Source organism: Nostoc sp. FACHB-133 (assembly GCF_014698055.1).
In the GTDB taxonomy this organism is placed as follows: Bacteria; Cyanobacteriota; Cyanobacteriia; order Cyanobacteriales; family Nostocaceae; genus Nostoc.
This window is the reverse complement of the sequence record NZ_JACJSH010000003.1, coordinates 178,614-193,244: the sequence shown is the minus strand read 5'-3', so window position 1 is coordinate 193,244 and position 14,631 is coordinate 178,614. Positions and strand designations below refer to the sequence as shown.

Here is a 14,631-nt window from a genome sequence, read left to right as displayed (position 1 = left end):
GTTCTTTGTCATTAGTCATTTGTCCTTTGTCCTTTGTCATTTGTTCTCTGACCAATGACCAATGACCAATGACTACTGACTAATCATTTAACCCACACGGTTTTCACATTGACAAACTCATGTATACCTTGGATGCTCAATTCTCTGCCATATCCAGAACGCTTAGTACCACCAAAGGGCAACCGAGGATCGGATTTGACCATACTGTTGATAAATACGGCACCTGCTTCTATTTCTGCAACTAAGCGATCGCATTCTTGGTCATTCGTTGTCCAAGCGCTTGCACCTAATCCAAAGGGACTGTCATTAGCGAGTTTAATGGCAGCATCGATATCAGGAACCCGGAATAACAAGGCTACTGGGCCAAAGAATTCTTCTTTTGCAATTGGTGTGTCAGGCGGGATATCTATGATAATCGTTGGCGGATAAAAGTTCCCTGGACGATCTGATAAAGGATGTCCGCCGGTGAGGACTTTACCACCACTTTTGGTAGCAGCTTGTACTTGTTGATCTAAATCCTGGAGAATACCAGGTGTTGCCAGTGGGCCTAAATCGGTATCCGGTTGCATAGGATCGCCTACTTTTAGCGTCTCGAATTTTTCTAAAAGCAATTTTTCAAATTGATCTGCGATCGCTTCTGCGACAATAAAACGTTTCGCTGCAATACATGATTGCCCGTTATTCAACATCCGTGCTGTAGTAGCTGTGACAACTGCTGTCTCTAAGTCAGCACTTTCTAACACAATAAATGGATCGCTTCCTCCCAATTCCAAAACGGTTTTTTTAATTTGTTTGCCTGCGGCGACAGCGAGGGATATACCTGCTGGTTCGCTTCCGGTTAAGGTGGCAGCTTTTACGCGGTCATCAGCCATTAAATCGGCGACTTTGGCAGCGCCTATTAATAGAGTTTGAAACGCACCTTCAGGAAAACCCGCGCGTCGGATAATATCTTCAATTGCCAAGGCGCACTGCGGCACGTTGGAAGCGTGTTTGAGTAAGCCGACATTTCCCGCCATTAGTGCTGGTGCAGCAAAGCGGAACACTTGCCAAAAGGGGAAATTCCACGGCATCACCGCGAGAATTGCACCCATTGGTTGATAACGTACAAAACTCTGGCTGGCATCAGTTTTTACACTGACATCAGCTAAAAAACTAGGGGCATGTTCGGCATAGTAGCGACAGACGACGGCGCATTTTTCGACTTCTGCGATCGCAGCTTTAAATGGCTTACCCATTTCTAGAGTCATTAACTTAGCAAATTCTGCTTTGTCTTGCTCTAAAATATCAGCAGCCTTTTGTAGCCATTGCGATCGCTCAGAAAAATCAGTCTGACGATACTTTTCAAAAGCCTGATTTGCCAAATCGAGTTTAGCAACAATTTCTGTATCATTGAGCGCCTCAAAGGTTTTGAGCGTCTCCCCAGTGGCGGGATTGATGGTAGCGATCGCCATTACCTGACCTCCCGTTAAAAAATAGCTTCAGGTAGGCTTCCTAGTGTTACACAGATCAATTCTGGAAGCTACACCCAAATTTTAGTCTTTTAAGCAAAAATTAGTCGCTTAATATTACAATTTTGCAATTATTTTTGAAACAAAATATACAACTAAACTATGTATTTATCTTGATAAATTTGTCATTCCAATACACCATGCCCATACCCATCACCAATACAACTCTTGGAGAGGCTGTGCCCTAAGCGTAGCTATGCCCAGCCTTTACGACTACGCTCAGTACAAGTGACTAATGACTAATAGCCAACAATTGTTGGCACTTGCTGCAAATTTGTCTGATAAACCTTAACTAATCGATCAATACCTTTGAAACGATAGTCTCCCATTTTTTGGAAGTCTTCAGGCAGTGAAAGCATTTTATGAGTAGCTTCACTAATCACGCATTCACTAGGGGGACAAACTGCTTCCATCCGAGCAGCAAGATTAATCGTCGCGCCTAATGCCGTATAATCTACCCTTTGGGAACTACCGACATCTCCCACAACAGCCTTACCGCTATTGATCGCAATCCGTAATTGCAGGGGTTCGTGCCAAAAACCATTGGTGTTTAAATGTTCGAGACGAGTGAGCATTCCTTTGGCAGCAGTAACAGCGCGATTGGCGTGATCTGCTTGCGGTTCTGGAGCGCCAAAAAATGCCATAATACAATCGCCAATATATTTATCTAAAGTGCCGCCGCAAGTAAACACTTCTTTTAGCATTTCTTCAAATAAATTATTTAATAGTTGAGCGATCGCAGTTGGTGTTAACCGTTCAGAAATTGCTGTAAAACCTACTAAATCTGCAAATAAGATACTGATTTCGCTCTCGGCTGGTGCTAAACGGCCACCCGGTAATCCGCCTACAGAAATCAACTGCTGCACAACTGCTGGAGAATGATAGCGTTCTAATCGGTGACGAATCATCTCTTCAGTTTTGAGTTTCTCTACCAATAGCCAACGCTGCACACTCGAAGCTACAAGGTTTGCTAAAGCCGAAAAAAAGCTGAGTTCTTCCTCGCCTTCATTTGCCCAATGGTAAGAAGAAAGATTGGCATCGGCATAGAGTACGCCTACAACTTTATTTTCATCCCATAAAGGCACTGCCATCGCGCTACGAATGCCTTTGACTAAAATACTCTGTTCACTAGCAAACCGTTCATCCTGATGGGTATCGGCGGTTTGAATCACAACTTTTTCGTCAAATACCTTTTGACAGATACTCCGACTGATCCAACTTCCATCTGAGGGTAGATGTTTTTGTTGGGAAATATTTCTCGTAGCAGCGTTCACTAACTCTAATTGACCGCAACCATTAACATCAATTAATAGTGCCAAGCGATCAATACTATCAAGGTAACGAAAAACTACTTGCTGCACTTGAGAAAAAATTTCTTCTATAGATGCCGCTGCACAGAGATTTTTCGCTATGTCCACTAAGTCTTTGAGACGAGCAATGGTTTTGTCCTTATTGCTGATATTCCCATCCTTGCTATCAGCTGCAATCCATTGCTGTTGTAATTGTTCGACATTATGCAGAATTGTTCTCTGCTCATTATTTTCCGAACTTGCGTGATACTCAGATATCGATTGAGCAACAGCGCTTGTGAGCATTACTACCAGGCTAACATTGCCCAACCAAACGATATCACCATGATGCAACTCTTGGGGACAGTTAATCAGATATTTATTGACTTGCGTCCCGTTTTTGCTGCCCAGATCCTCAATAGTCCACACACCGTCTGCTGTTTTCATCAGGCGAGCATGGTTGCGGGAGACTCCAGCAAAAGGTAAGTACAAGTTACATTCCGGCAAACGACCAATTGTGAATATACCTTGATCGACTGCGATCGTTGTCTCCGTATCTCCCTCTTTTAGGCGTAGCGTGAGTTCAGTCATGAATGTGATCCATCAAAGCTAGAGGTGCAAGCAACTCTCAGGTAAGTTCTACCCTATAGGTTAACCTTCGCCTTTTCTTTATGACACTGTTAACTGCATTCCGACAACTGTATGTGACAGATGTTACATTGAATCAGGCTATTTTGCTGGAGGTTTGTAGGACTTCCGCAAAATATCTGTCAAACTCTTGTTTGTCCGTGTCGTGCTAGTCGCTACAACGCAGAGGCTAGCGTCAAAAGTATTTCCCCTCTGAGCGATTGATTTTATTGGGCGGTAATTCTAAACTAATGTGCTTTTCCCCTGGCTGGACAGTACTTTCAGGCTTGGGTTTCAATCATACTACTCAATCGCTACTCAAAAGCACCATCTTTAACCACATTTTTCGCGATCGCAAGCAACCATCGCCCTAATCAAATGCTACTCATTCATTAGTGCCCATGTGGACTAAATATAATGTGACGAAAAGGGAATTTCGCAATGCCGCACCTGAATCCTCTACACAAGAGTCTAGCAAGAGTCATTTTTTACCCCTAATAGACTGTCATGCCCAAACGCAAAAACATATCTGCAATTGTACTTATCTTAATTTTAAGTTTGGTGTTTGTATGGTTCTTGGAAACTTTTGGTGATGATGAAAGGTGGACTTATACTAAACGCTGTAGGGACAATTCATAAATTGCCCATACCTGAAAATCAGAGTTTTGGCTATTGTTTGCGTAAGTCCTCATCAAGTAGTCAATGAAATTTTAGAAAGCATTGATCCAATGAATTCACCTTCCACGCATCCGCTAATTGATGAGGCGACATTAACGACCGTTGTCTGTCATATACTCGACAGTAAAACTGCCACTTTGGGCGAATGGCACTCCGAAGCGATCGCTCACCATATTATTAATAATGTTACAGCCGGTTTGCAGCGCATTACTGGTATTGCTAACAATGGCAGCGAAGAATTATCTTGGTCGGTAATTCTGAAGATTTTGCACTTACAACCAGAAAATGCCGGCTCTATTTTCAATTCCTCTCAAGACCCCACACACTGGAATTACTGGCAGCGTGAGGCGTTGATATATACGTCAGGAATCCTCAATAATTTGACTGACGACTTAGTAGCCCCCCGTTGTTTCGCGGTTACACAGCCATCTGTTAATGTTGTCTGGCTGTGGCTGGAGGATATTCAGGGTAGTCCTGGCAGCACTTGGACTATGGAGCGCTTTGGTGTAGCGGCTCGTCACCTTGGCTATTTACAGGGAAGCTATGTAATGGCGCAATCATTGCCTTCTGAGCCTTGGCTAAGTCGTGACTGGCATCGGGCATGGGTGTCGAATATCGATAGTACTGCTTTAGAAGCGTTGCGAGAACCTACTGTATGGCAGCACCCACTACTAAAAGAGATATTTTCCCCAGATATCGGCGATCGGGTAATGAGCTTGTGGAGCGATCGTCATATCCTTCTCGACGCTGTGGACAAAGCACCCCATACACTCTGCCACTTTGATATTACGCCTAACAACTTGTTTTCTCGACGTAACGCAGATGGCAATGACCAGACTGTTCTCATCGATTGGTCTTTTGTTGGCTATGGTGTCTTGGGAGAAGACATCATAAATTTGGTGCTGGACAGCGTTTTCTTGTTGTTCGTCGATGGTTCATCACTAATACCCCTGGAAAAACTTGTACTTGAGGGTTACTTAACGGGGTTACGTTCTGCTGGGTGGAATGGGGATGAACGTGTGGTGCGCTTTACTTATGCTGCTTTAGCGGCACTTCATTTTGGTCTAATCGCAGGGAGGCTGTTAAAGCTAGTGCAAAATAAATCTCGTCATAGCTGGCTAGAGCAACGCTTTGAGCGAACTTTTGACGAGATTATCACATCAAGAGCGATCGCTATTACTCATGGATTAAAACTGGCAGACGAAGCCAGATTATTGCTTCCTTCGCTTTTTGTAATTAATTAATTTTAATTTCCTTTCTCAATAATTCTGGAATCTGAGAAGGGCGTTCAGCTACTGGAACTTCTGCTTCTTTTAAAGCAGCTAATTTACTTTGGGCTGTGCCAAAGTTAGGATCGCGTCCGATAACGGTTGCTAAAGTCCCTGTTTGCCGCCAACTTTTTCCTGGTGGCGCTTGTCTACCTGCAATGTAGGCAATTACTGGTTTATCAATTGCCTCAGCAATATACCGGGCTGCTGCTTCTTCACTACCACCACCTGGTTGACCGACTAAAACGATCGCCTCTGTAGTTTCATCCTCATCCAGAATTTGCAACCATTGGAGAAAGGAGGAACCAACGATCGCATCACTACCAATACTGACACTAATCGACTGCCCCAAACCTGCTTTTGTTAATTCGTAAGCAACTTCGTAGGTGAGAGTGCTGCTACGACTAACGATTCCCACTACCCCAGGAGTATAAAACTCACTAGGTTGAGTGCCTAAAAGAATTTTTCCTGGCACAATGATCCCCGGACTGTTAGGCCCGATTACCAAAGTTTCACAGGCTTCGGCTTTGCGGAGTAATTGCACCATATCCAAAGGTGGCACGCCAGCAGTGATAATAATGATCTGGCTAATATGAGATGCGATCGCTTCTAATGCAGCATCTAGAACGTCGTAAGGATCTACACAGATAATTGTTGTGTCAATTACCCCAAATTGTTTTATTACCTCCTCTACTAAGTCAAATACTGGCAGTCCATGCAGTTCCTGTCCGCCACATCCCGGATTGACACCTGCTACCAAATTCGTACCATAAGCTTGCATTTGAGCAACATGAGTACCTGATATAAATTCACAAAAGCCTTGAATTATTACTTTACTTTCTGGCGTTAGGTTCATAAAAAATTACCGTAAGTTTGACAACCCAGTGAGTTAAGCCACTAGGGTAGGGAGCAGGGGGCAGGGGGAGCAGGGGGAGCAGGGGGGCAGGGAGCAGGGGGAGAATAACTAATGCCCAATTCCCAATGCACAACAATATACTTACGTGGTAAAAATTAATAATTTTTGATTTGGAACAAAATCATAGTCACTACTTTTTATTAGCAGTTGGTTTAGCAAGACGGACTGCTGCCGCTACAGCCTCATCTAAATTTTCTACCACGAGTAGCGCATTGCTGTGGGTTTTTAGTGTTGCTAAATATTTTCTAGCAGCATCAAATTCAGAACCAGCAAGACGGATAACTAAGGGTGTAAAATGCTGTACTTGACGACTTTTATTACCATTAGAACGTACAACTTGTGATTCAAGTTCACTGTTGTCTTGCTGTACAACTCTGGCTATAACTTCAATCACTTCCTCTGTTTGAGGAATGCTACCCAGAAAGTTTATTAGTATTACTTGAATGCTTTTGTCAGCTTCCAGGATTTTCAGACCTGTCTCTAGGCGATCGCGGAAGGTAGTTGGTGTCGTATCTGTGAGGAAAGCATGACGTAGATTTAAACAAACACCTGGATTGCCACCAGCATTGGCGACTAAATCCAAAGTTGCCATTACTGAACCAGTACCATTACCTAAAATACCGATTTTACCGTGCATTTTTACGCCATCCCAGTCACCTAAAATACCATTAATTTCAGTACTGCTATGACGGCTGATAATTTTTGCTGCCATCTCAGCTAGGTCTGGATGACGCTTGATTGCCCGTTCATTGATCCTGACTTTACCATTGAGAGCCATAACTTGACCATTAGCACTGACTGCCAAGGGATTTATTTCGACTAAATCCAGGTCTTTTTGCACAAATAAATGGTACATCTTCTCCAAAACGCTGCTTACCGACTGCATCAGCGTCCCTTGTAGACCCATTTTCAAAGCTAGTCTTCGGGCATAAAATGGTGAAAATTCCTGTTCCACAACAACATGGTGCATTTTTTCCCCAGCAGATTCCCAATCGATGTCTGCTTCTTTACAACCTAAAAGTACTGGTCGGCAGACAGCAGTATCTAACACTACCGCTAAATAAAATTCTTGGTTCGCGTCGTATTGGGATTCTGCCAGCACCACTTCTGGCAATTCGCCCCATATTGGTAGACTAAAAATATTTTGAGCAGCTGCGATCGCATCAATTGTCGTTTCGGCAAACCTGACTCCACCCGCTTTTGCCCGCTCTGCTCCATGTACTTGAGATTTCAGTACAATCGGAAAGCGAATTTTTAAACGTTTCAAATCTGTAGGATGATCAATCCGTTGGGAGGGCAAGACCGGAATGCCTATCTTCCCAAACCATTCTTTAACTTGATACTCTAATAAATCCATTGATACACCTTGTATTGACACTTTCCAAGCTTTTAGTGAATGCTGTTTTAATATTTTGCAGCACTTTTATTTAAAAATTAAGCTTTTGGCAGCTATAAAAATTTCTTTTTCTACGTATCAATTTTATCGAACCCAGCAAATGAGGCATATTAATTTTGATAGCTAACCTGTTTGTGCCATAGCCACAACAGGTAATTAATCTCCTCAGTAAGTTTCCCAGCATAGAAGATAACTACCATTTCTGTCAAAACCCTCTGACCTAGCACTGTTTCCTTAACCTTTGGATAAAATTTTCACAACTGCTCTGCAACCAAAATTTTGCAGAATAGTAGCTACTCTAAATTTAACTGTCGCAAAATAATGCAGTGAAAATACTCAAAATTCCTATTATTCCCATTTTTTATTTGTAATTTATATCTGAAGACAGATTATTTAATTTTGCATCTAGTAGCGTGAAAATGTAACGCCGCGAACAATAATTGCTTTTTTAATTTTTGGTTAAAAGTCAGAATTTGTGTTAGAAAGTTGGTCGTTCAGATTTTCAGGCTGTGGTTGGTTAAACTGTGCATTTGCATTCAACAAAACTAAAAAGTTCATTTCATCCTCTTAAAAATAATCAAAACAATATAGAAATTAAGCGGGAAAGCTCTATGAAAGTAGCAGTCCAGCACGAAGATTTACAGCTTTTAGCCAAGACTTTGCAGGAACAATTGCTTGTAGAAGTCTCATCGGCTGAAGTCTTCGAGGTTAAGTGTGCCGTCAATAAAGACGGGTTAATGATTTTAACGCAACATGAATCAGATGTAATAGCTGACGCTCAGATAATCTTTGCAGTCATTGAGGAAGTACTTCAGTCTCTAGCACCCCATAGAGAGCAGCGAGTGCAATGTTTCCTCAGAGTTTCTGGTGAACAACTCCCTTATGCCAAATGTTTTCTACCCCTGAAGCAGACGAGGGGATGGGGAGATGAGGAAGTAGGGGGAGCAGGGGAGGCAGGGGGAGCAGAGGGGCAATACTTTTATCCTATTTCTTCATCTGCTTTGACTTATTCTCCATCACTTGATGAGACAGAAGAAGAGGAACTGTTTGACCCGTTTGCAGATGCGCCGAATTTGCCGACTTCAAAAGCATTCGCAATCAAACCCATGCTGCTGGGTGTAGCCTTAGCGGGAATTGTCATCTTAGGCAGTGGTGCTTACTTCTTGACTCGCCCTTGTGTTATGTCGGAGTGTAAAGAAATACAAAATGCTGAGCGATTAAAAACAAAATCTCCACAACTGATCCGCCGTGCCAAGTCTGAACAAGAATTAGTAGCCGTACAACAGCAACTTGCGGCAGCTAGTACAGCCTTGAATGTAATTCCTAGTTGGTCGCCTCGTTCCCAGGTGTCAGAAGAACTAAAAGCAAGTTTGTCTGGACGGTCAGAAAAAATCAACCAGGTAGTCAAGGCTTTGCAGACGGCATCTTTGGCGACGCAACAAGTTCAAACTCCTGCAAGTAGTCTAGAAGAACTACAAGCTAGACAACACTTATGGCGACAGGCTATAGCACCACTAGAAACTATAAGTTCCGACAGTGAACTCTATGGGTTAGTGCAAGGGAAATTGATTAATTATCGAGTTCGTTTGCACGCTGTAAATCAGCAGATATTTACTGAAGAAAAATGGCTAAAAAAACTCACAGCAGCAAAAGCTGTAGCTAGTGCTGCCGAAAAGCAAGAAGGTACTGCTAAATCTTTGAATGATTGGCAAAAGGTGCGGTCTACTTGGCTAGTGGCAATTAATGCTTTGAATAGTATTCCCTTAACTAGCCCTAAATACCAAGAAGCTGAAAAGCTGTTGGTAGATTATAAACCTAAACTGATGGCGGCACGCGATCGCACAACGAAGGAACAATTAGCTGTAAAAACCTACCAACAAGTTCTTAGTACCGCCAAGCAAGCCAAGCTTTATGAGCAACAAAACCAATGGCAAGCAGCCGCGACATACTGGGAGCAGGCTTTGCAAACTGTTAAAAAAATTTCCCAAGATAGCTTGTACTACACTCAAGCTCAGTCCCTCATCGAACCCTATTCAACAGCCCTTAAACAAGCACAAGAAAAAATACAAGTTGTTAGTAGTTTGCAACAAACCCGCACTGACTTGGATAAAACCTGTATTAATGAAATTCAGATTTGTACCTTTAACATAGACAATGCAGGAATTATTGTCCGTTTAACTTCTGATTATGACCAAGTAAGACAAAATAACTTGGCTAATCCTTATTCTGAGAATTCTAGTACTGCTGTTGATATTACCAATCACTTGCAAATCTTACGAGAAGCTCTAGCTGTAATTAGTGACAATGCCAACCTGTCCCTTATCCTTTATGATTCTCAAGGTCAGGTAATTTATACTCGGACTTTGGGTGGGTAAGTAAGAAACTTAGGAGTTAGAAATATATCGGAACTGGATAGAATACAGAAGTGTAAAATCTGCCAATTATCAGGATTAAGCTTTGCCGCTACCTAACAAATATAGTAGCGCCATGCGAACGGCGATACCGCTAGTAACTTGCGATTGAATAAGACTAAATTCTGGATCATCCATCAATTCAGAACTAATTTCAACACCACGGTTAACGGGGCCTGGATGCAAAACTTTAACATTAGGTTTACAAAGTTGCAATTTTGTACGTGTAATGCCAAATAGCTGATGATATTCTCGCAAACTTGGCAATAAATGAGCTGTCATACGCTCTTTTTGTAGGCGCAGAGTCATCACAAAGTCGGCATCTTGTAAAGCTGGTTCTAGCTGCCAATGTAGAAAAAGTGGCGGAGTGGGGAAGTGGGGGGATAACTCCTGACTTCTGACTCCTAACTCTTCAGAGATGTACTCGGCAAATAATTTGGGTAAGAGGGTTGGTGGTGCTGCCAGATGGACTTGGGCCCCACTGGCGATTAAACTCCAAATATTCGATCGCGCCACGCGAGAATGAAGAATATCTCCAACAATGGCAATCTTTTTCCCCTTTAAAAGTTCCAGTCGGGGGCTAGCTGGGTCAATTAGAGTACAAATGGTAAATAAATCTAGCAGTGCTTGGGAAGGATGCTCATGTTGACCATCACCAGCATTCAGGACACTAACTCGTACACCTAAACGATCCATTTCAGCCGCGATCGCATTTGGTACTCCTGCCTCTCGATGGCGGACTACCATAATATCAGTTCCCATTGCCAAATAAGTCTTCGCCGTGTCGAGAATTGTTTCTCCCTTAGTCATCGAAGATGTAGCGGCGGCAAAGTTTAGCGTATCCGCACTTAAACGTTTCGCCGCGAGTTCAAAACTGCTGCGAGTCCGGGTAGAAGATTCAAAAAATAAATTGGCCACCACCTGTCCCTGCAAAGTTGGCACTTTCTTCGTCCGCCGCGATAGCACCTCTTGAAAACTGGCAGCAGTTTGCAAAACAGTATCGTATTCAGTGGTAGTGAAGTCGGCTAGGGAAAGAATGTGATGACGATTCCAGGTAGTAGTAGGCATATTTTGGAACTGGGGACTGGAGACTGGTGATTGGAACTAAAGGACTGGGGGAGATAAGGGAGTAATCAATGCCCAATGCCCCATGCCCAATGCTCAATCCCTTCAAGTTGGTAAATGGAAAACGTTTAAAGCTAGAGAAATTAAGCTGAGGAACGTTAAAAATCCAATTGTATCTAGCATTGTAGTCACTAACGGGCCACTAACTAAAGCAGGGTCAAGCTTCAGCCGTGTCAAACCCATTGGCAGTAAAGTGCCCAGTGTAACAGCGACAATTGTATTAGTTGCCATTACCATTCCGGCAATTAAAGCCACCCATCGTTCTTGGGGCCGCGCCCAAATTAAGGAAAGCAGGAACATTGTTGTAGCTAAAGCTACGGCTGTACCTAAACCAGCGAGAAGTTCCTTGCGGAGAATTTTTAAGGTATCTTTGGATGTTACTTCTCCCACCCCTAAGCCGCGAATTGTCACCGTTAATGATTGAATACCGACAGTACCACCAGTGTTAGAAAAAATTGGCATGATTACTGCTAGCACTGGCACTGCGGCAATTACAGATTGAAAAGGCGCGATCGCACTGGCTGCACCAATATACATAGCCATGATGCCCAACAGCCAAGGCAAGCGGTTGCGGATGGTGAGTAGGGGAGAGGATAAAGCCGCTTCATCACCACTCACACCCGCGAGTTTTTGAATATCTTCTGTGGCTTCCTCTTCCAAAATATCCATGACATCATCAATGGTGACGATGCCAACCAATCGGTCTTCCCGATCAACAACAGGGATAGCGATTAAGTCGTAGCGCTGCATGATTCGCGCCACTTCTTCTTGAGGAGTTTCAGTTCTAACTTTGATGACGCGATCGCTAGAAATATCTTTGATGAAAACATCAGGAAAGGTAAATAGCAACTGGCGCAGTGAAACTACTCTCACTAGTGTCCGGTTGTCATCAGTAACGTAAGCGTAGTAAATCGACTCTTTATCTTCATCCTGACGACGGATTTTACTTAGGGCTTCACCTACAGTCAATCCTTGCCGCAACCGGACATATTCGGTTGTCATCACCCGCCCAGCCGTGCCTTCTGGATAGCCGAGAATCGTTGCTGTTGCTTGCCTTTGTTCTGGACTCAGTTCTTGCAATAGCCGTTTGATTACCCCAGCAGGTAATTCATCAAACAATTCTGCCCGTTCGTCGGGACTCATTGCTTCTACAAGTTGCACTACTTGGACATCATGCAGAGAATTAATTAGTTCTTCCTGCACCTCTGTAGGCAGATATTCAAATACATCGATTGCCTGAGCTTTGTTGAGTAAACGGAATGCGATCGCGCGTTGTTTTTCAGGCAATTGCGTAATGTAATCTCCCACATCCACAGGTTGCAAGCGATTTAAATCCCACTTCAACTGGTTTAAATCGGTAGTATCAGTAAGCAAATCACGAATATCTTGTGTGAGCATGAGATATATCTCCTAAGTCTCCCCCGCGCTGGGAGACTTCCTCGCCAGCTCAGAGGAGGTTGATACTGCCATCTGGTGGACTATTGCCCATAAAATTTCAACAATTCAATATCGATATCTAAATTAAGGCATTGCTAGTCATCATCCTAACCCGGAATCGCACTCTCAGGTAGACACTGAATATTAGCATTCAGCATCCATAACATTTCTGACTAATTTAATTGCCCTAAATTTTAGGTAATTTTTGTGTACTTAAAGTAGATTTTACTACTGCTAGAAGCTATGTCAAGCCAATAAAGGAATTTACTCGCAAAATTCACAGAGTCAAAATATTTACAACAGTAATAAGTAGTATTTTGTGTCAAGCAACTTCATGCATAGTTACCTGGACAAAAATAAAATAGGATTTCTATATAAAGGCTGATATATAAGTAATGTAATCCACGGCGAATCAAAAAAAAGATTCTATTAAATGCTGGCGTATATACAAAAAAATCTATTTAGGAACTTTACTTTCTTCCCCTGAATGATAGGCTGCGTCAGCCAGATGCACGCAGCCCGGTTTAGCGCTTTGTAGTTTACGAAAGCACTGGTTGTGCTTCCAGATTTTGGGCTTTTTGCTTGAAGACGGTTGGTACTTCTGCGCTGAACGCTTCACCTTGAACCACTTCTGAGCGGAAACCATCAACCCCAACTGGAACATCGCCAGTAATGGTGGTGCGATAGAGGAGACGCTCGACATCCAAATGATCTAAATCTTGAGGAGCCAAATGCACTGTGGCGCGGTTGTCCCAGAAGGCGATATCACCATTGTTCCAACGGAAACGGGTGGTGTAAGCAGGCTTGGTGATTTGGTTGAAGAACAATTCCAGCAGCAGTTTGCTCTCTTGTGGTGACACGTCAACAATGTGCGAGGTAAAGCCAGGGTTAACGAACAACGCACGCTCACCAGTCTCAGGATGAACCCTAACAACTGGGTGGATTGAGACTAGTGGATTGACAGCAATACGCTCGGTGAACTTGCTGTTGCGGGGCTGATGCTTACCTCCATTGAAGCGATGTTCAGCTTTCAATGTGTCTGCTAGCGCCCGTAAAGGTGCTGACAAACCCTCATAAGCTGCAACTAGATTACTCCACTGGGTGTCACCACCGAAGCTAGGAACATTAACTGCACGCAAAATTGACGCTGCTGGTGGGTTAATTGCCGCAGTCACGTCTGTGTGCCAGGGGCCTCCACTACGGAAACCATATTGCTTTTCATAGAGCCTACGGTCTACGGGCTTGATCTGCGGAAATCCCGCAACTGGTTCAGGTTCTCCAAGTGGATGCGCGAAAGTCACTTCGCCAAAACGAGATGTGAACTCAACCTGGGCAGCATGATCGATGTTCTGACCACGGAAGAACACAACTTTCCACTTTAATAGCGCTTTACGAATTTCTTTGACTTCATCATCATTCAGAGGACGCGAAAGATCCACGCCGCTGATTTCAGCACCAATGAAACCAGCTACTTGTTTGACTTCAATATGCTTGTAGCCCATGTAGACTCTCCAAAGTTTGATCTATTAAGATGGTGTTCGCACTCGTCCTTTTCTTTTGGAATATTGCTATCAACTACAAGCAATATTCCAAAGGAAGCGGTCGTAGTTTTTAACATCATACACTAAATCGATCGAATTACCGTAGTATAATGCAAATATATTTTTAGACTGCTGAAATAACAGGAAGTTCATAGCGTCTCATTTGTTAAAGATGCGTGCGTGCTGCCAGCTTATCTACATAGCACTCTACTAAGTCTGGTCATGGTGATATTGGTGTGAGCCGATATGTCATTACCCCTCACGAGAATGGAAACTTTTACCACAGTTCCAACCGGATAAGATACTAGTTCGCAACACTTAATATTTGTAAAACTAATAATTAGTGTATCATATAAACTGTAATTTGCCTTACACATTCTTTGTATAGATTATGCAAACTCTATCTACTGCATAAGTATTTATAATGAACTGCAT

At 43.1% G+C, this 14,631-nt stretch carries 9 protein-coding genes; 2 read left to right on the top strand and 7 right to left on the bottom strand.

Features of this window, described 5'->3' with window-relative positions; all coding sequences use genetic code 11:
• Window positions 1–83: 83 nt before the first annotated feature.
• Window positions 84–1,451, bottom strand: coding sequence for an NAD-dependent succinate-semialdehyde dehydrogenase (locus H6G86_RS04170; protein WP_190933250.1), 1,368 nt, complete (start codon window positions 1,449–1,451; stop codon window positions 84–86).
• Window positions 1,452–1,747: 296 nt separating this feature from the next.
• A complete protein-coding gene (locus H6G86_RS04165; RefSeq protein ID WP_190933249.1) occupies window positions 1,748–3,388 on the bottom strand; it encodes an adenylate/guanylate cyclase domain-containing protein in 1,641 nt (546 codons plus the stop codon).
• Between the two features lie 701 nt (window positions 3,389–4,089).
• Between H6G86_RS04165 and H6G86_RS04160 the strand changes: the two genes are divergently transcribed.
• Entirely contained in the window at window positions 4,090–5,346 is a 1,257-nt protein-coding gene (locus H6G86_RS04160) for a phosphotransferase (RefSeq protein WP_190933248.1), read from the top strand.
• On the opposite strand, the gene H6G86_RS04155 is transcribed toward H6G86_RS04160, so the two are convergent.
• Both H6G86_RS04155 and H6G86_RS04150 read right to left on the bottom strand, forming a co-directional pair.
• On the bottom strand, window positions 5,339–6,226 hold the full coding sequence (locus tag H6G86_RS04155; protein ID WP_190933247.1) for a succinate--CoA ligase subunit alpha: 888 nt from the start codon (window positions 6,224–6,226) through the stop codon (window positions 5,339–5,341). The genes H6G86_RS04160 and H6G86_RS04155 overlap by 8 nt on opposite strands.
• Before the next feature lie 190 nt (window positions 6,227–6,416).
• The gene (locus H6G86_RS04150; RefSeq protein ID WP_190933246.1) at window positions 6,417–7,643 is read right to left on the bottom strand and encodes a succinate--CoA ligase subunit beta; all 1,227 of its coding nucleotides are present in this window, start codon (window positions 7,641–7,643) and stop codon (window positions 6,417–6,419) included.
• A 650-nt stretch (window positions 7,644–8,293) separates the two neighbouring features.
• Here H6G86_RS04150 and H6G86_RS04145 point away from each other — a divergent pair.
• A complete protein-coding gene (locus H6G86_RS04145) occupies window positions 8,294–10,057 on the top strand; it encodes a hypothetical protein (RefSeq protein WP_190933245.1) in 1,764 nt (587 codons plus the stop codon).
• A gap of 75 nt (window positions 10,058–10,132) precedes the next feature.
• Here the strand turns inward: H6G86_RS04145 and H6G86_RS04140 are convergent, their stop codons facing one another.
• From H6G86_RS04140 to H6G86_RS04130, 3 genes are all read right to left on the bottom strand, one after another.
• A complete protein-coding gene (locus H6G86_RS04140) occupies window positions 10,133–11,161 on the bottom strand; it encodes an aspartate carbamoyltransferase catalytic subunit (RefSeq protein ID WP_190933244.1) in 1,029 nt (342 codons plus the stop codon).
• A gap of 102 nt (window positions 11,162–11,263) precedes the next feature.
• Window positions 11,264–12,616 (bottom strand): magnesium transporter, encoded by a 1,353-nt coding sequence (mgtE, locus tag H6G86_RS04135; RefSeq protein WP_190933243.1) that lies wholly within the window; start codon window positions 12,614–12,616, stop codon window positions 11,264–11,266.
• 578 nt (window positions 12,617–13,194) lie between these two features.
• On the bottom strand, window positions 13,195–14,157 hold the full coding sequence (locus tag H6G86_RS04130) for a TauD/TfdA dioxygenase family protein (protein ID WP_190933242.1): 963 nt from the start codon (window positions 14,155–14,157) through the stop codon (window positions 13,195–13,197).
• Window positions 14,158–14,631: the final 474 nt, after the last annotated feature.

Bases quoted from the DNA above. Each gene is read 5' to 3' on its own strand.
- H6G86_RS04145 (WP_190933245.1), top strand. From the start codon at position 8,294: ATGAAAGTAGCAGTCCAGCACGAAGATTTACAGCTTTTAGCCAAGACT.
- mgtE (WP_190933243.1), bottom strand. From the start codon at position 12,616: ATGCTCACACAAGATATTCGTGATTTGCTTACTGATACTACCGATTTA.
- H6G86_RS04140 (WP_190933244.1), bottom strand. From the start codon at position 11,161: ATGCCTACTACTACCTGGAATCGTCATCACATTCTTTCCCTAGCCGAC.
- H6G86_RS04150 (WP_190933246.1), bottom strand. From the start codon at position 7,643: ATGGATTTATTAGAGTATCAAGTTAAAGAATGGTTTGGGAAGATAGGC.
- H6G86_RS04130 (WP_190933242.1), bottom strand. From the start codon at position 14,157: ATGGGCTACAAGCATATTGAAGTCAAACAAGTAGCTGGTTTCATTGGT.
- H6G86_RS04155 (WP_190933247.1), bottom strand. From the start codon at position 6,226: ATGAACCTAACGCCAGAAAGTAAAGTAATAATTCAAGGCTTTTGTGAA.
- H6G86_RS04165 (WP_190933249.1), bottom strand. From the start codon at position 3,388: ATGACTGAACTCACGCTACGCCTAAAAGAGGGAGATACGGAGACAACG.
- H6G86_RS04170 (WP_190933250.1), bottom strand. From the start codon at position 1,451: ATGGCGATCGCTACCATCAATCCCGCCACTGGGGAGACGCTCAAAACC.